The 16,348-nt window shown below is 71.2% G+C and carries 15 protein-coding genes; 10 read left to right on the forward strand and 5 right to left on the reverse strand.

The annotated features are described in order from the left end of the window. Positions 1 to 31 precede the first annotated feature (31 nt). Positions 32 to 1,675, forward strand: coding sequence for a GMC oxidoreductase (locus tag ACWFRU_RS19075; RefSeq protein WP_453688396.1), 1,644 nt, complete (start codon positions 32 to 34; stop codon positions 1,673 to 1,675). Between the two features lie 25 nt (positions 1,676 to 1,700). Here the strand turns inward: ACWFRU_RS19075 and ACWFRU_RS19080 are convergent, their stop codons facing one another. From ACWFRU_RS19080 to ACWFRU_RS19095, 4 genes are all read right to left on the reverse strand, one after another. Then, positions 1,701 to 2,180, reverse strand: a complete 480-nt coding sequence (locus ACWFRU_RS19080; RefSeq protein WP_365816265.1) for a carboxymuconolactone decarboxylase family protein — start codon at positions 2,178 to 2,180, stop codon at positions 1,701 to 1,703. 5 nt (positions 2,181 to 2,185) lie between these two features. After that, positions 2,186 to 3,265, reverse strand: coding sequence for an NAD(P)H-dependent amine dehydrogenase family protein (locus ACWFRU_RS19085; RefSeq protein ID WP_453688398.1), 1,080 nt, complete (start codon positions 3,263 to 3,265; stop codon positions 2,186 to 2,188). A 96-nt stretch (positions 3,266 to 3,361) separates the two neighbouring features. Then, positions 3,362 to 3,877, reverse strand: coding sequence for a lytic polysaccharide monooxygenase auxiliary activity family 9 protein (locus ACWFRU_RS19090; RefSeq protein WP_453688400.1), 516 nt, complete (start codon positions 3,875 to 3,877; stop codon positions 3,362 to 3,364). 149 nt (positions 3,878 to 4,026) lie between these two features. Beyond that, on the reverse strand, positions 4,027 to 4,569 hold the full coding sequence (locus tag ACWFRU_RS19095) for an FABP family protein (RefSeq protein ID WP_453688402.1): 543 nt from the start codon (positions 4,567 to 4,569) through the stop codon (positions 4,027 to 4,029). A 216-nt stretch (positions 4,570 to 4,785) separates the two neighbouring features. Here ACWFRU_RS19095 and ACWFRU_RS19100 point away from each other — a divergent pair, with 216 nt between their 5' ends. From ACWFRU_RS19100 to ACWFRU_RS19135, 8 genes are all read left to right on the forward strand, one after another. Beyond that, complete coding sequence (locus ACWFRU_RS19100) at positions 4,786 to 5,811, forward strand: FecCD family ABC transporter permease (protein WP_453688404.1); 1,026 nt, start codon at positions 4,786 to 4,788, stop codon at positions 5,809 to 5,811. Between the two features lie 2 nt (positions 5,812 to 5,813). Next, positions 5,814 to 6,848 (forward strand): FecCD family ABC transporter permease, encoded by a 1,035-nt coding sequence (locus tag ACWFRU_RS19105; RefSeq protein ID WP_453688406.1) that lies wholly within the window; start codon positions 5,814 to 5,816, stop codon positions 6,846 to 6,848. A 4-nt stretch (positions 6,849 to 6,852) separates the two neighbouring features. Further along, positions 6,853 to 7,704, forward strand: a complete 852-nt coding sequence (locus ACWFRU_RS19110) for an ABC transporter ATP-binding protein (RefSeq protein ID WP_453688408.1) — start codon at positions 6,853 to 6,855, stop codon at positions 7,702 to 7,704. A 47-nt stretch (positions 7,705 to 7,751) separates the two neighbouring features. Next, positions 7,752 to 9,446 carry an ABC transporter ATP-binding protein gene (locus tag ACWFRU_RS19115; protein ID WP_453688410.1) on the forward strand — a complete coding sequence of 565 codons (1,695 nt, stop codon included), beginning with the start codon at positions 7,752 to 7,754 and terminating at the stop codon, positions 9,444 to 9,446. After that, positions 9,443 to 11,308, forward strand: a complete 1,866-nt coding sequence (locus tag ACWFRU_RS19120; RefSeq protein ID WP_453688412.1) for an ABC transporter ATP-binding protein — start codon at positions 9,443 to 9,445, stop codon at positions 11,306 to 11,308. Before ACWFRU_RS19115 ends, ACWFRU_RS19120 begins: the two co-directional genes overlap by 4 nt. After that, positions 11,308 to 12,375 carry an iron-siderophore ABC transporter substrate-binding protein gene (locus tag ACWFRU_RS19125; protein WP_453688413.1) on the forward strand — a complete coding sequence of 356 codons (1,068 nt, stop codon included), beginning with the start codon at positions 11,308 to 11,310 and terminating at the stop codon, positions 12,373 to 12,375. Before ACWFRU_RS19120 ends, ACWFRU_RS19125 begins: the two co-directional genes overlap by 1 nt. Before the next feature lie 15 nt (positions 12,376 to 12,390). Beyond that, positions 12,391 to 12,927: an NUDIX hydrolase family protein gene (locus ACWFRU_RS19130; protein ID WP_453688415.1), complete on the forward strand. Its 537-nt coding sequence runs from the start codon at positions 12,391 to 12,393 to the stop codon at positions 12,925 to 12,927. Positions 12,928 to 13,053: 126 nt separating this feature from the next. After that, positions 13,054 to 14,109, forward strand: a complete 1,056-nt coding sequence (locus ACWFRU_RS19135) for a YncE family protein (protein WP_453688417.1) — start codon at positions 13,054 to 13,056, stop codon at positions 14,107 to 14,109. On the opposite strand, the gene ACWFRU_RS19140 is transcribed toward ACWFRU_RS19135, so the two are convergent. After that, complete coding sequence (locus ACWFRU_RS19140) at positions 14,106 to 14,828, reverse strand: FadR/GntR family transcriptional regulator (protein WP_453688419.1); 723 nt, start codon at positions 14,826 to 14,828, stop codon at positions 14,106 to 14,108. The genes ACWFRU_RS19135 and ACWFRU_RS19140 overlap by 4 nt on opposite strands. A gap of 224 nt (positions 14,829 to 15,052) precedes the next feature. Between ACWFRU_RS19140 and ACWFRU_RS19145 the strand changes: the two genes are divergently transcribed. After that, positions 15,053 to 16,297 (forward strand): SLC13 family permease, encoded by a 1,245-nt coding sequence (locus tag ACWFRU_RS19145; RefSeq protein ID WP_453688421.1) that lies wholly within the window; start codon positions 15,053 to 15,055, stop codon positions 16,295 to 16,297. Positions 16,298 to 16,348 lie beyond the last annotated feature (51 nt).

A 16,348-nucleotide genomic window follows, 5' to 3' on the forward strand; every position in this document is an offset into this window, starting at 1 on the left:
TTCCCATTCCTACGAGAGTGAGGAACGTCACATGAGTGGCACCACCACGTGTTCTGACGGTTCCGGAGGCGTCTCACGCCGAAGATTCATAGCTGGAACCAGTTCTATTCTTGGCGTCGCGTCCCTCGCGACGCTCGCCCCCGCGACCCGGACGTACGCCGCGGCAGCGGCCGGACCCATCGGCGACGGAGCCCGCGTCCCCGTACTGATCATCGGCACCGGGTACGGCGGCTCCGTCGCCGCCCTGCGCCTGGCCCAGGCAGGCGTCGACGTGCACATGGTCGAGATGGGCATGGCCTGGGACACCCCCGGATCCGACGGCAAGATCTTCGCCCACACGACCTCACCCGACGGCCGTTCCTACTGGCTGCGCACCAAGACCAAGCAGCCCCTGAGCAACTTCCTCGGCTTCCCCATCGACAAGGACATCCCCCGCTACACCGGAATCCTCGACGCCGAGGACATGGGCGGCATCCTCGTCTACCAGGGCCGCGGGGTGGGCGGCGGCTCCCTGGTCAACGGCGGTATGGCGGTCACGCCCAGGCGCGAGAACTTCGGCGCCGTCCTCCCCTCGGTCAATGCCGACGAGATGTACTCCACCTACTACCCGCGTGCCAACGCCGGTCTCGGCGTCAGCACCATCGACCCCGCCTGGTTCGACAGCGTCGACTGCTATCAGTACTCCCGGGTCGGCCGTAAGCACGCCCAGCGTTCCGGCTTCCCGTTCGTCTTCGTGCCCGGTGTCTATGACTGGGACTACATGAAGCAGGAGGCGGCCGGAACAGTCCCCAAGTCGGCGGTCGCCGGTGAGATCCTCTATGGCAACAACTACGGCAAGAAGTCACTGCAGAAGACCTACATCGCCAAGGCCACCGCGACCGGAAAGGTCAGCATCTCCGCCCTGCACAAGGTCACCACGGTCAGCCCCGCGTCCGGTGGCGGCTACACCGTCGTCATCGAGCAGCTCGACACCAGCGGCACCACCACCGCCACCAAAACCGTCACCGCGCAGAAGGTGTTCTTCGCGGCGGGCAGTGTCGGCACCAGCAAACTGCTGGTCAGACTGAAGGCCACCGGCGCGCTGCCCCGGCTGAACGCGGAGATCGGCAAGGGCTGGGGCGACAACGGCAACGTCATGTGCGGCCGCGCCAACCACATGTGGGACCCGACCGGCAAGGTGCAGTCGTCCATCCCCACGGCCGGCATCGACAACTGGGCGGCCGGGGGCGCGTTCGCCGAGGTCGCGCCGCTGCCCACCGGCATCGAGACCTACGCCTCGTTCTACCTCTCCATCACCAAGAACCCGAACCGCGCCGCCTTCTCCTGGAACGCGGCGGCGAACAAGGTCGAGCTCAACTGGCAGACGGCCTGGAAGCAGCCGTCCATCGACGCGGCCAAGACCATCTTCGACAAGATCAACGCGAAGGAGGGGACGATCTACCGCACCGATCTGTTCGGCACGTACAAGATCTGGGGCGACCATCTCACCTATCACCCGCTGGGCGGCGCCGTCCTGAACAAGGCGACCGACAACTACGGGCGTCTGCACGGCTATGCGGGCCTGTACGTCATCGACGGCTCGCTGATCCCCGGCAACACGAGCGTCAATCCGTTCGTCACCATCACGGCGCTCGCCGAACGCAACATCGAGAAGATCATCGCCACGGACGTGTAGCACCGTGGGTGTGTAGCAACTCCCCTCAGTGGCCGGGGAGTACGCAGACCGCGTCCAGGCCCAGCACGTGGTTGAGCCGGCCGAAAGCCAGCCAGGAACCGATGCTCATGCTCAGCTCCACGATCTCGCGCTGGCTGTAGTGCGCGGTCATCCGCTTCCAGAACTCCTCGTCGAGGCCATGGTGATCCAGGGCGTACCGCTCGGCGTACTCGGCGGCAAGGCGTGTCCGGTCGTCGAAGGCGTCGGTGGTGCGCCACTGGGTGACCGCTTCGGCGAACTCCTCCTCGACCTTCTCGCCCTCGCGTTCGGTGCGCCAGTCGAGGCAGAACAGACACCCGTTGATCTGCGCGACGCGCAGCCGCGCGGCCTCGAACTCCCGCAGCCCCAGGGTCGTGTGCTCGTACACCGACAGCGAGAAGTTCGCCGCGGCCATGCCGATCCCGGGGACCATCTCGCCCCACACGTACCCGATCGGCTCCTGCCCCTCGGGGATGTCTATGTGCATCGAGCTCATTGCTTGCTCCTTCCGAGCTTGCCGGTCGCGGGGCGCAGCGGGACGTCGAGCGCGTCGTACAGGCCGGGGTCCATGTCCACGAGCCAGTCGATGGCGCCCACCAGACGGCCGACCGCGGTGGCGTTGCCGCCCGCCGACCGGTTCTCGCCCTCGTCGGTGGCCTCGACCGTCACCTCGATGCGCGGGCGGCCCTCGATGATCACGCGGTGCGCCCCGGCACCGTCGGGCGGCGTGGGCCAGTCGGGTGCGCAGGACGGATGGATGCGGGTGACGTGCTCGATGACGATGCGGGGCTCTCCCCCGACGATGCCCTGCACCTCGAAGCGCACGGCGCCCTGCGTGCCCGCCTCGAAGTCACCCATCGTCCTGGTGCTCACCGAGCTGTCGAGCGCGCGCCGCTCCAACGTCTCGCGGATGTCGTCGAGTTCGACGCCGAGCGCCCTGGCCATCAGCCGGATCTGCCCGCCCCACACCATGGTCGGAACGGTCTCGGCGAGCATCAGGGGCTGGTAGTCCATCGGATGCCCCATGCCGATCAGGTGGCGTACGGAATCCTCCTGGTCGTACGTGGAGTAGTCGAAGATCTCCTGGCAGCGGATTGCGTCGACGGTGCTGCCCAGTCCGCTGATCAGCAGCGGCAGGATGTCGTTGCCCCAGCCGGGGTCGACGCCGGACACGAACAGGGAGCCGCCGCCGTCCGCGACGGCGGCCAGGAGCGGCTCCCGCAGCTCGGGCGGGGCGTTGCGCTGGTCGTAGAGCGCGTAGAGGGCGGGGGTGACGACGACGGCGCCGGCCCGGATCGCCCGGCCGACGTCGTCCAGGGCCTCGTCGGGGCGGATGTCGCCGGAGGCCGCGTACACCACGGCCCGGGGCGATGCCGCCAGGACCGCGTCGATGTCGTCGGTCGCCGTGACGCCCAACTGCCCCTGGAGACCGGCGAGGTCGGCCGCGTCGCGGCCGACCTTGTCGGGACTGTGGACGAGCACGGCCGTCAGTTTCAGCGCCGGGTGGGCGTCCACGGCACGTATGGCCGCTCGGCCGACATTTCCGGTACCCCAGACAACCGTGGAAATCATGCGCGGAGGGTAGCCAGAGGGCGTATCACTTCATAGGGCCATGACCGGAGAAATTTCCAGCGAGAGCGCCCGCCCCGAGGAGCAAGAGGGGTGCCTCTAACGGATGTTGACGTCGATGCACGCGTAGAAGGCGTTCGACGTGTCACCTATGTTCCAGACCGCGAGCACCTTGTGCCTGCCGGTGGCGCTGCCCAGGTTGACCTGGTGCGAGACGGTGGCGGGGGGCTGCTGGTTGCCGCCGTCGATGGTGGCGACCTTCCTGCCGTCGACGAAGTACTCGTAGTTCGCGGTGCGGTGGCGTGCGGTGAAGGTCCAGGTGAAGGTCTGCGTGCGGCTGACGTCGCTGACCCGCCACCCCTTGCTGTCGTTGTCGAGTTCCGCGAACCGGGCGTTGCCGCCGCTGCAGCTGCGCAGGCCCTTGGGGCCTTCGACGCTCTGCGGTTCCCACTTGATCTCACCGCAGGCGACCGTGCCGGCGGCGCACTGCGCCTGCCGGCTGGCCGGTGCGTTGACGTATCCGTGCGCACTGGCCGAACCGGTCGGCAGGGTGAGGGCGAGGACCGGTGCGAGGCCCGCACCGATCATGGCGGCCATCTTCCGCTTCCTGTGCATGCGTACTCCTTCACGGCGCTGAGGTGGGGGTGTGCGTGAAGTGCTGGGGCCAGATGTTCGCGAGGGCCGATTAGTCCAGACCATAGACTTCGGCCGCCCTCGGTCAAGGCCCCTTTCGCGCCAGGTACGTGCGACAGGAGAGCCGCGCTCTACGCCGTGCGGCGCAGGCGTGCCGAGAGGTGATGCTGGAGCGGTTGGCCGACCGCTTCGAGGTCGTGGGCGAAGGTGAGGTGACCGTCGTCGGTGAGCGTGTAGCGGCGGCGGGTCGCCGTGACCTCCTTGGCGGTGGGGGTACGGGCCACCTCGCCGGTGGCGAGGTCGATCGTGCCGCCCGTCGCCCGGCCCACCGCGATCTCCGCGATACCGGTGGGCTGGGTGATCAGCGCCTCCACGCGGCCGTCGGGCTGCAGCCGCCACCAGCCGCTCTCCCGTGCGGACGGCCGCAGCGGTGCGTCGTCCGCGTCCAGGAGCCAGGCCCGTGCCTCGTAGCGCAGGAAGGGGCGGCCGTCGTGACTGAAGGTGACTTCCTGGGCGTAGGTGAAGTCCGATTCGAGGGTCGGGTATTCGCCCTGGCCCCGGCCGTGCCAGGTACCCAGCAGACCGAGCACCGGCGCGAGCAGCGCGTGCGGCGTCGGCGCCTCGTCCGGCCGGTGGCCGTCGGGGTACGGGTGCTCCGGTGCGGGGTCGAACACGGTGTGCGCTCCAAGGTCGGGGGCCGATGCCAGGAGAAGCCTAGGGGCCCTCCGGGTCGTGGCCCGGGAGGCGACGGGAACGGCGGGAGCCCTCACCGGCGGTGGCCGAAAAGTTAGGGTAACCTCATCGACCGGCCCGGCTTCGGCGTGTCACGCGTCCCGCATCACGCCCAAGTCCCGCCGCTTCCAAGGGAGTTGGCTGTTGGAGACCGTAAGGTGACGGAGAGCGGAAAGGTCCGCCCAGCCCTTCTCGTGGCTCTGCTCTGCACCGTCCTCGCCGTGCTCTGCGTGCTGTCGCTCGCCGTCGGCGCGGCCTCCATCGCCCCGGATCAGGTCGTACGGGCCCTCTTCGGTGACGCCCCGAGCCGGCTCGTGGAGAACATCGTCTGGTCGGCACGTGTGCCCCGCACCGCGCTCGGTCTCGCGGCGGGCGCCGCCCTCGGCATCTCCGGGGCGCTCATGCAGGCCCTGACCCGCAATCCGCTCGCGGACCCGGGCATTCTCGGCGTCAGTGCCGGTGCCTCCTTCGCCCTCGCGCTCGCCGTCGGGGTGATCGGGATCGGCTCGTTCCACGGGTACGTCTGGTTCGCCTTCGCGGGCGCTCTCGCGGCGAGCGTCCTGGTCTACGCCCTCGGCAGGCTGGGCCGCTCCGGCCTGACGCCGGTCAAACTGGCCCTCTCCGGCGTCGCGGTGACCTCGCTGCTCTCCTCCCTCACCAGCGCGATCGCGCTCACCGACCCCGACGCCCTGGACCGTTACCGCTTCTTCTCGGCCGGCTCGATGGCCGACCAGGACGCTGCGACGGTCCTGCGCATCCTGCCGTTCATCGCCGTCGGCACGGTCCTCGCCCTGGCCTGCGCCCCCGCGCTCAACAGCCTGGCCCTGGGCGACGACGTGGCGGCCTCGCTCGGACGGCGGCTCGGCCTCGTCCGGCTCCAGGGCGTCGCCGCGGTCACGCTCCTGACCGGCGCGGCGGTCGCCATGATCGGCCCGGTCGTCTTCATCGGGCTGATCGTCCCTCATATAGCCCGTGTGCTGGCCCAGTCGGCGGGCATCGGCCCCGACCAACGGTGGCTGCTGCCACTGTCGGCGGTGCTCGCCCCGTGTCTGCTGCTCGCCGCCGACATCGTCGGGCGGGTCGTCGCGCGGCCCACCGAGATTCAGGCGGGCGTCATCGTCGCCTTCATCGGCGGCCCGTTCTTCATCGCCATGGTCCGCCGACGCCACCTGGCGGAGGTATGAGCGTGAGCACCTTCCGGCTGACGGTGCCGCCGGTCTCCTGGATCATCCGCCCCCGGCTCGTGACGCTGGGCGCACTGCTCGCCGTCACCGCCTTCCTGCTGTTCTGCTGGGGCCTGTCGATCGGCGACTACCCCATCGCCTTCGCCGACGTCGTGCGCGCCCTGGCCGGCTCCGGCGACCCCGGCACCGTCCTCGTCGTCCAGGAACTGCGGCTGCCCCGCGCCCTGGTGGGGCTGCTCGCCGGGGTCGCCTTCGGTGTCTCCGGCGCGCTGTTCCAGACCATGACGCGCAACCCGCTGGCAAGCCCCGACATGATCGGCCTGACCCAGGGCGCGGGCACCGCCGTCGTCGCGGGGATCGTCCTCGGCTGGGACGGCGGACTCGGCACCCAGGCGCTCGGCCTGCTCGGAGCGCTGACCACGGCCCTCGTCGTGTACGCGCTCGCCTGGCGACGCGGCGCCACGGGTTACCGCATCATCCTGGTCGGCGTCGGGGTGGCCTGGATCTGCACCAGCGCCACCGACTATCTCGTCGCCAAGGGCGGACGGTTCCAGGCGCAGGCCGCCCTCGGCTGGCTGGTCGGCAATCTCAACGGGCGTACGTGGGACCAGGTCGGGCCCCTCGCGATCGCCCTCGCGGTGCTGCTCCCGACGGCGCTGCTCCTGGGACGGCTGCTGCGCACCCTGCAGCTCGGCGACGACGTGGCCACCGGGCTCGGCACCCGGGTGCAGCCGGTGCGCCTGGCCGTCCTGCTCACCGGGGTCGGCCTCGTCGCCTTCGCCACCGCGTCCGCCGGGCCCGTGGCCTTCGTCGCGCTCGCCGCGCCCCAGATCACCCAGCGCCTCGCCCGCACCGCGTGGCCGCCCACGCTCGCCTCGGGCCTGACCGGGGCCGTGGTCGTCCTCGGCAGCGACCTCCTCGCCCGCACCCTCGTCACCGGCACGGAACTGCCGGTCGGAATCGTCACCGGCGTGCTCGGCGCGCCGATCCTGCTCTGGCTGCTCGTCCGCGCGAACCGCGCGGGTTCTGGAGGTTGATCCCATGTCGGCTGACTCCCTGTCGACCGACCCCGGTCCCGGCCCCGCGAAGGCCGCCGACGTGGACCTGCGGGCCGAGGGCCTGCGCCTGGCGTACGGCAACCGCCTCGTCGTGGACGGACTCGATCTGTCGGTCCCGCCGGGCCGCGTCACGGCCATCGTCGGCGCCAACGCCTGCGGCAAGTCCACCCTCCTGCGCGCCCTGGCCCGGCTGCTCGCGCCCCGCGAGGGCAGCGTCCATCTGGACGGCCGCGCGCTGCACTCCATACCGAGCCGCGAGCTGGCCCAGCGCCTGGGCATCCTGCCCCAGAGCCCGGTCGCCCCGGAGGGCCTGACCGTCGTCGACCTGGTCAACCGCGGGCGCTCACCGCACCAGACCTGGTGGCGGCAGTGGTCGAGGTCCGACGAGCGTGCCGTGCACGAGGCGCTGGCCGCGACCGGCATGACCGATCTCGCGGACCGTCCCGTCGACGAGCTCTCCGGCGGGCAGCGCCAGCGCGCCTGGATCGCCATGGCGGTCGCCCAGGGCACCCCCGTCCTGCTCCTCGACGAGCCGACGACCTATCTCGACCTGGCGCACCAGATCGACGTGCTCGACCTGATCACCGACCTCAACCGCCGCGAGCACCGCACCGTCGTGATGGTCCTGCACGACCTCAACCAGGCCTGCCGGTACGCCGACCATGTCGTCGCCATGAAGGAGGGGCGGATCGCCGCCGAGGGCCCGCCGGCCGAGGTGATCACCGCCGACCTCGTCCGGGACGTCTTCTCCCTGCGGTGCCGCATCACGCCGGACCCGGTCAGCGGGACCCCGCTGGTCATTCCCATGGGACGCCACCACGGAGAATCGACTTAGGGTAGCCTCACCTAGATTTTTACTGTCCGGCCCTGGAGAGGTGGCGGGTGAGTTCCTCAAGTCCGTCGGGGCGGGACGTCCTGAAAGAGTCGATACGGGGCCAGCGGCGCGATGTCGCCGTCGGCTCGGTGCTGGGTTCCGGGCACCAGATAGGCGAGGCGCTGGTCCCCGTCCTGATCGGTGTCGCGATCGACCAGGCCGTCACCGACTCCGACACCGGCGCCCTGCTGATATGTCTCGGCGTGCTCGCCGTCGGCTATGTCGCGCTCGCGCTGAGCTTCCGCTTCGGCGCCATGGCCGGTGAGCGTTCCGCCGCCCGCGCCGAGCACACCCTGCGCGTCTCCCTCGTACGCCGCATCCTGCATCCCGGCGGCGGAGCCGAGGAAGGCCGGCTGCCCGGCGCCCTCGCGAACATCGCCACCGAGGACGCCAAGCGCGTCGGCGCCGTCAACATGGCCCTGATGTCCGGGATCTCGGCCCTGACCGGCATCCTCACCTGTGCGGTCGTCCTGTTGCGCATGTCGCTGACGCTCGGCCTCGTCGTGCTGCTCGGCACACCGGTGCTGCTCTGGCTCGGGCATCTTCTGAGCAAGCCCCTCGAAAGCCGCAGCGAGGCCGAGCAGGAGCGGGCGGCACACGCGTCCGCCGTCGCCGCCGACCTGGTGACGGGCCTGCGCATCCTCAAGGGCATCGGCGGCGAGTCGGCTGCCATCGCCCGTTACCGCACCACGAGCCGCGACTCCCTGGGGGCCACCCTCAAGGCGGCCCGCGCGCAGGCCTTCCAGAGCGGCATGGTCCTCGCGCTGACGGGGTGCCTGATCGCCACCGTCGCGCTGGTCGGCGGCAGGCTCGCCGCCCAGGGCAGCATCAGCCTGGGCGAGCTGGTCTCGGCGGTGGGGCTCGCGCTCTTCCTCCTCGGTCCCCTTGAGGTGCTCGCCTGGGTCAACGCCGAGTTCGCCCAGGGCCGGGCATCGGCGGGACGGATCGCGGAGGTCGTCGCCACCGAACCCGCCGTCACCGGCGGCGACCGGAGCCTGCCCTTCCCGGTGCGCGGAGCGGTACGGCTCGACGGCGTACGGCACGGCGGGCTGCGCGGAGTGGACCTGGACGTCGCGCCCGGCGAACTGCTCGGCATCGTCGCGACGGACCCCGCGCACGCGGGCGATCTGCTGCGCTGCCTGGCCCGGCGGGCCGACCCGGAGGCCGGGACCGTGGAGCTCGACGGCATCCCCCTGCGGGACCTCGACCCCGCCGAACTGCGTACGGCGATGCTGGTCGCCGAACACGACGCGGACCTCTTCGAGGGCACCGTCCGCGACAACGTCACGGCCGCCGCGTCCGACGCCACCGACCCCGAGCAGGCCATGGCGGCGGCCGGCGTCGCGCAGGTCGCCCGAACGCTGCCGGACGGCGAGCACACGCCGGTCGGCGAGCGCGGCCGCTCGCTCTCGGGCGGGCAGCGCCAACGCGTCGCCCTCGCGCGCGCACTGGCCGCCGAACCCCCCGTCCTGGTGGTGCACGATCCGACGACCGCGGTCGACGCCGTGACCGAGGCCGGCATCGCGGCCGGTGTCCGCGAGCTCCGCAAGGGCCGCACCACGGTCCTGGTGACCACGAGCCCCGCGCTCCTCTCGGTCACCGACCGGGTGGTCCTCCTGGACGCGGGACGGGTCATCGACACGGCCGCGCACGCAGACCTGATCCAGCGTCATGAGGCCTATCGCACGGCGGTGTTGGCATGAACGAGACCTCGGCCGAGCAGCACACGGACACCCGCGAGCTGCTCCCCACCGCCACCGCGACCCGCACCCGCGCCGCGGTCCGTGAACTGGTGCGCCCCTACCGCGGCCTGGCGGTCGGCGGCTTCGGAGTGATGATCGCGGCGACGGCCGTGGGCCTCCTGGTCCAGCCGCTGCTCGGCCGCATCGTCGACCTGGTGGCCGAACAGCGTCCGGCGGGCGACCTCACGCTGCCGGTCGTCCTGCTCGTCCTGGTCGCCCTCGTGCACGGCGGGACCACCTCGCTCGGCCTGACGCTCGTCTCCCGGCTCGGCGAGACCGTGCTCGCGCAGCTGCGCGAACGGTTCGTGGAGAAAGCCCTGCGGCTGCCGCTGGAACAGGTGGAGAAGGCCGGGGCCGGAGACCTCACGGCGCGCGTGACCCGGGACGTTTCGGTGGTGGGCGAGGCGGTGCGCAGCGCCCTGCCCGAACTGGCCCGCTCCCTGCTCGCCATCCTGCTGACGCTGGTGGCGATGGCGGCGCTCGACTGGCGCTTCCTGGTCGCGACGCTCCTCGCGGTGCCCATCCAGGCGTCCACCGCCCGCTGGTACGTCCGCCACGCCGTCCCGCTCTACGCCCAGCAGCGCATCGCCACCGGGGCCCAGCAGCAGCAGTTGCTCGACACCATCGCCGGCGCGGGCACGGTGCGGGCCTTCCGCATCGAGGAGGAGCACACCGCGCGGGTGACCCGGCGCAGCTCGACGGCCGTCGAGCTGAAGATGCGCGGCATCCGGCTCGTCCTGGACTTCTACAACCGGCTGCACGTCGCCGAGTACCTCGGCCTCACCGCGGTCCTCGTCACCGGCTTCTACCTGGTCCGCGCGGACTCCGTGTCCATCGGCACCGCGACCGCCGCCGCGCTCTACTTCCACAGCCTCTTCACGCCGGTCAACTCCGCGCTCGTACTCCTGGACGACGCGCAGTCGGCGACGGCCTCGCTCGCCCGTCTCGTCGGGGTCGCCGACGAGACGACCCCCGGGCCCGCGGCCGCACCGCTGACGCAGCGCGGCACGGAGCCGGACGGCACCGTCACCGTGATCGGCATCGACCACGAGTACGTCCCCGGGCAGCCCGTCCTGCAAGCGGTGGACCTGAAGCTGCGGGCCGGGGAGCGCGTGGCGCTGGTCGGCCCGAGCGGCGCGGGCAAGACGACCCTGGCCAAGCTCATCGCCGGGGTGCACCGGCCGACCTCCGGATCGGTGCACCTGTCCGGCGCCCGGGGCCGGGGCGACGGCCTTCCGGTCGCCCTGGTCACCCAGGAGACGCACGTCTTCGCCGGGCCGCTCGCGGACGACCTGCGCCTCGCCCGTGCCGACGCCACCGACGACGAGCTGCGCACGGCGCTGACCGACGTCGAGGCCATCGACTGGGTCGAGGCACTGCCCGAGGGTCTGGACACCGTCGTGGGCGACGGAGGCCACCGCCTCACCTCCGCCCAGGTGCAGCAACTCGCCCTGGCCCGGCTGATGCTGGCCGATCCGCCGGTGGCGGTGCTCGACGAGGCGACCGCCGAGGCGGGCAGCACCGGCGCGCGGCTTCTGGAGAAGGCGGCGGACCGGGCGGTCGAGGGACGCACCGCGCTGGTCGTCGCGCACCGCCTGACCCAGGCCGCGACCGCGGACCGCATCGTCGTCATGGAGGACGGCCGGATCGTGGAGAGCGGCACCCACGACGAACTGCGCGTGGGCTCCGGGCCCTACGCCTCCCTGTGGCAGGCGTGGTCGGGCACTCGCACCGCGAGTGACAGGACGAGCGACAAGACGAGCGACAAGACCCCCACGCAGCATGCCGGCACCGACACCACCACCGTGAAGGACGACGACTGATGCTCGGCTCTCCCAGACGCGCAGGCCGCCTCGCGACCGCGCTCGCCTCCGCGCTCCTCCTCATCGGCACGGCCACCGCCTGCGGCTCGGGGGACGACTCCGACGCGGGATCGGACGACGCCGCGTCCGCGAACGGTGCCTTCCCGGTGTCCATCGCGCACAAGTACGGCAGTACCACCGTCAAGGCCGAGCCCCAGCGCATCGTCACGGTCGGCCTCACCGACCAGGACGCCGTGCTCGCCCTGGGCAAGGTGCCGGTCGGCACCACCGAGTGGCTCGGCGGCTACAAGGGCGCCATCGGTCCCTGGGCCGCCGACAAGCTCGACGGCGCCAAGGCACCGACCGTCCTGAAGGACACCGGCACGGGACCGCAGACGGAGAAGATCGCGGCGCTGCGTCCCGACCTGATCCTCGCGGTCTACGGGGGCCTCACCAAGGAGCAGTACACGACCCTGTCGAAGTTCGCCCCGGTGGTCGCCCAGCCCAAGGAGTACAACGACTTCGGGGTCCCGTGGCAGCAGCAGACCAAGACGATCGGCAAGGCGCTCGGCCAGGAGGCCGAGGCGAAGAAGCTGGTGACGGGCGTCGAGGCCGAGTTCAAGACGGCGGCCAAGGAGAATCCGGCGTTCGCGAAGTCGACCGCCGTGATGGCCACTCCGTACGAGGGGATCTTCGCCTTCGGCAGCCAGGACCCCCGCTCCCGCGTGCTCACCGGCCTCGGCTTCACCCTGCCGGGCGACCTGGACGAGGTCATCGGCGACGAGTTCGGCGCCAACATCAGCAAGGAACGCACCGACCTGCTGGACACCGACGCGATCGTGTGGATCGCCACGGACCCCGCGAAGGACGAGGCCAAGCTCGACAAGAACGCGCTCTACGCCGACCTGGACGTGGCCAAGGAGGACCGTGAGGTCTATGTGGCGGAGGCGAGCGACTACGGCAACTCGGTCTCCTTCGTGTCGGTCCTGAGCCTGCCGTACATGCTGGAACGCCTGGTGCCGCAGCTCGCGTCGGCCGTCGACGGCGACACCGCGACCAAGGTGAAGCAGCACGCCGGGAGCCAGTGAACGTATGATCAGCCGATGTCTGACACGACCGAAACCACACCCGGCTGGCTGACCTCCGACGAGCTCGAGCAGGCCCGTTCACGCATGCCGATCCTGTACGTCGAGGCCGTGCCGGTGCGCGTCGACGACAACGGCGAAGTCACCAGCATCGGACTGCTGTTGGGCATGGGGCGGGACGGGGCGGTCAGCCGCTCCCTCGTCTCGGGCCGGGTCCTGCACCACGAGCGGGTGCGCGACGCCCTGCTGCGCCACCTGGAGAAGGATCTCGGCCCGGCGGCGCTCCCCCGTGTCCCGGCCTCGCTGCAGCCCTTCACCGTCGCCGAGTACTTCCCGACCCAGGGCGTCACGCCGTTCCACGACCCCCGCCAGCACGCCGTGTCCCTCGCCTACATCGTCCCGGTCGCCGGTGACTGCCGTCCGCGGCAGGACGCTCTCGACCTGGCCTGGTTCAGTCCGCAGGAGGCCTCGTCCGAGGTGGTCCAGAGCGAGATGCCGGGCGGGCACGGCGTCCTGCTCAAGCAGGCCCTGGCGCACGCGGGTTGCCTGACCTGAGCTGCGTACGGAGCGGCCCGGCGCAGCACCCGGCCGACCCCCGGTGACGGATTAGGTAAGGCTCGGCTAAGTTGATCGGCGAGTGCCTCCCTCCGGAGGCACCTCTGCCAAGGAGATCGACGCAGCATGAGCTCAACCATCCGCCGGGCCCGCCGTACCACCGCGATAGCCGTGTCCCTCGCCGCGGGCGGCGCCCTTGCCTCGACCGGGAGCGCGGGCGCCGTCACCGCGGACGCCGGCTCGCCTTCCACCTCCGCGCCGATCGCGCCGGGCCTGTACCAGTCCGCGTACTCGGAGCGGAACGACGCGCTCTGGGTCGCCTCTTCGGTGGGCCAGCCGCCCGCGCCCGTCACCGCGTCCAGCCTGCTGAAGGTCGACCCGGACTCGCTGCGGGTGGAGGAGAGATACACGCCGGCGACCAACGCGGCCACGGGGGCCGTCCAGTCCGTCTACGGCGTCGCCGTCGACGACGAGCACAACACCGTCTGGACGACGAACACCCGCGACAACTCCGTCTCCGTCTACAGCCAGCGCACCGGCAAGCACCTCGCCACCCTGCCCGGCGTGAACCACTCGCGGGAGATCGTCGTCGACGAGCGGCGCGACCTGGTGTGGGCGAGCGCCTTCGGCGACGGCACCCTCGTCGCCTTCGACTCCGGCACCTTCAAGGAGAAGCGGCGCGTCACCGTCCCGGGCGCGGGACCGACGGGCCTCGCCGTGAACGAGCGGACCGGCTCGGTGTACGCGGCCGACCACACCGGCGACCGGATCATCGAGGTCTCCCCCGGCGCCGACAGCCCGCGGCTCATCCCGACCGGCAACGGCCCGCTCTCGGTGGCCCTCTCCAAGAACGGCCGCACCGCCTACACCGGTGACCAGACCGCGGGCACCGTCTCGGTCGTCGACCTCCGCAAGGGCGCGGTCACCCGGTCCGTGACGTCGGGGGCGGGCACCAAGTCCGTTGCCGTCGACCACCGTTCGGGCCACGTCCTGGCCGTCAACCGCCTCTCCGCCACCGTCACGATCGTCGACCCGTACATGGGCGCCGTCGTGAAGACGGTGACCACCGCGGCCCTGCCCAACCACGTCCACGTGAACAAGGGCACCGCCTACGTGGTCGACAAGTCGGCCTCGGGCCCCGCGGGCGAGGACCTGATGACCCGCTTCCGCGTCCGCCACTAAGGCTCCGTGGTGCTCGCCTCGGCGTCCGGGTCCCAGTCGAGGAGGCGGACCTTCGCCACCGTCCGCACATGACGGCGCATCGCGGCCGCCGCCGCCCGCCCCCGGCCGGCCTCGATCGCGTCGAGGATCGCGTGATGCTGGGCGAGGGACCGGGCGGGACGCCGCACCTGGCGCAGCGACTCGTTGCGGCTCTCGGTGATCTGCTCGGCGATGGAGCGCATGAACTCGGCGAGCAGCGCGCTGTGGGCGGCCGCGGTCACCGCGGCGTGGAAGAGCCGGTCGCCCTCGACCCCGCGCTCGCCCGCCTCGATCTCCCGCGCCATCGTGTCGAGCGCCGCCCGCATCGCCCGTACGTCCTCGTCCGTGCGGCGCTCCGCGGCCAGTTCGGCGAGCTTGGTCTCAAGCGCCTCGCGCGCCTCCAGGACGTCGGGCAGCCGGCGCTTGCGCTCCACGAGCCGCTCCACGGGCTCGGCGTCCAGGCTGTCCTTGACCAGGTAGGTGCCGCCGCCGTGCCGCACCTCGACCAGGCCCTGCACTTCCAGTACGACGATGGCCTGCTTGACGGAGGCGCGGGACACGCCCAGGCGCTGGGCCAGTTCACGCTCGGGCGGCAGCCGGTCGCCGGAGCGCAGCCCGCCCTCGCCGACGTAGGCGCGCAGCCGGTCGAGCACCTGCTCGTACAGCCGCGTCCTGCCCATGGGGCGCAGCGCGTCCGACATCCCAACCCCCCATATCGGCCCCAGTGCCGGATTTCGGTCCCCTTGCCGATGGCTCCGCAGCCTAACAGCGGCCGTTCCACTGGACGAGTGGGCAAGTGGCTGAGCCAATTTGCGTCCGATCTCTTGACGGCCGAAACCGATACCCCGACGCTGAGTTCCGCCAACGGCCACATTGGCTCAGCCACTTGGCCACTGAGGGACGGCCCCAGGGACGGGAGCCCACGATGTCCGCCGAACTCATCTCCATCCTCGTACTCGTGGTGGTCTTCGTGATCGCCACCACCCGCTCCATCAACATGGGCGCGCTCGCCTTCGCCGCCGCCTTCGCGGTCGGCGAGCTGGTCGCCGACCTCGACGCGGACGGCATCTTCGCCGGCTTCCCCGGCGACCTCTTCGTCGTCCTGGTCGGCGTGACCTATCTGTTCGCGATCGCCCGCGCCAACGGCACCACCGACTGGTTGGTGCACGCGTCGATCCGCCTGGTGCGCGGGCGTATAGCCCTGATCCCCTGGGTGATGTTCGTGATCACGGGAGCGCTCACCGCGATCGGCGCGGTCAGTCCGGCCGCCGTGGCGATCGTCGCCCCGATCGCCCTGAGCTTCGCCGCGCGATACGGGATCAGCCCGCTCCTCATGGGCGCCATGGTGGTGCACGGGGCGCAGGGCGGTGGCTTCTCGCCCATCAGCATCTACGGGTCGATCGTCAACGGCATCATGGAGCGCGAGAACCTCCCGGGCAACGAGGTCGTGCTCTTCCTCGCCTCGCTCGTCGTCAATCTCATCATCGCCGGGATCGTCTTCGTCCTCTTCGGCGGGCTGAAACTGGGCGGGCGCGACACCGGCGAGTCGGCCGAGAACGAGGACGGTTCACGGCTCGATCCGGCCAAGATCGCCACGCTCGCCGCCCTGGTCGCCCTCGTCGTCGCCGTGCTGGCCTTCGATCTCGACGCCGGTCTGAGCGCCATCACCCTGGCCGTGCTCCTGAGCGCCTTCTGGCCCGACACCAGCCGCAAGGCCGTCGGCGAGATCGCCTGGCCGACCGTGCTGCTGATCTGCGGTGTGCTGACCTACGTCGGGGTGCTTGAGGAGATGGGCACCATCAAGTGGGCCGGTGAGGGCGTCTCCGACATCGGCGTCCCGCTCCTCGCCGCCCTACTGCTCTGCTACATCGGCGCGCTCGTCTCCGCGTTCGCCTCCTCCGTCGGGATCATGGGCGCGCTCATCCCGCTCGCCGTTCCGTTCCTGGCCCAGGGCGAGATCGGGGCGGTCGGCATGATCGCGGCGCTCGCCGTGTCCGCCACCGTCGTGGACGTCAGCCCCTTCTCGACCAACGGCGCGCTGGTGCTCGCCGCTGCCCCGGACGTCGACCGGGAGCGCTTCTTCCGGCAGCTCATGGTGTACGGCGGGATCGTGGTGGCCGTGGTGCCCGCCGCGGTGTGGCTCGTCTTCGTGGTGCCAGGATTCGGGTAGGACGAACCAGCACCAGACAGAACCGGCGCAAGACGTCGGCCCGTGACGACA

This window comes from Streptomyces sp. NPDC055099 (genome assembly GCF_053607685.1).

Coding starts and splice junctions, on each gene's coding strand:
- ACWFRU_RS19075 (WP_453688396.1), top strand. CDS start 32: ATGAGTGGCACCACCACGTGTTCTGACGGTTCCGGAGGCGTCTCACGC.
- ACWFRU_RS19080 (WP_365816265.1), bottom strand. CDS start 2,180: ATGCACATAGACATCCCCGAGGGGCAGGAGCCGATCGGGTACGTGTGG.
- ACWFRU_RS19085 (WP_453688398.1), bottom strand. CDS start 3,265: ATGATTTCCACGGTTGTCTGGGGTACCGGAAATGTCGGCCGAGCGGCC.
- ACWFRU_RS19090 (WP_453688400.1), bottom strand. CDS start 3,877: ATGCACAGGAAGCGGAAGATGGCCGCCATGATCGGTGCGGGCCTCGCA.
- ACWFRU_RS19110 (WP_453688408.1), top strand. CDS start 6,853: ATGTCGGCTGACTCCCTGTCGACCGACCCCGGTCCCGGCCCCGCGAAG.
- ACWFRU_RS19120 (WP_453688412.1), top strand. CDS start 9,443: ATGAACGAGACCTCGGCCGAGCAGCACACGGACACCCGCGAGCTGCTC.
- ACWFRU_RS19125 (WP_453688413.1), top strand. CDS start 11,308: ATGCTCGGCTCTCCCAGACGCGCAGGCCGCCTCGCGACCGCGCTCGCC.
- ACWFRU_RS19130 (WP_453688415.1), top strand. CDS start 12,391: ATGTCTGACACGACCGAAACCACACCCGGCTGGCTGACCTCCGACGAG.
- ACWFRU_RS19135 (WP_453688417.1), top strand. CDS start 13,054: ATGAGCTCAACCATCCGCCGGGCCCGCCGTACCACCGCGATAGCCGTG.
- ACWFRU_RS19140 (WP_453688419.1), bottom strand. CDS start 14,828: ATGTCGGACGCGCTGCGCCCCATGGGCAGGACGCGGCTGTACGAGCAG.
- ACWFRU_RS19145 (WP_453688421.1), top strand. CDS start 15,053: ATGTCCGCCGAACTCATCTCCATCCTCGTACTCGTGGTGGTCTTCGTG.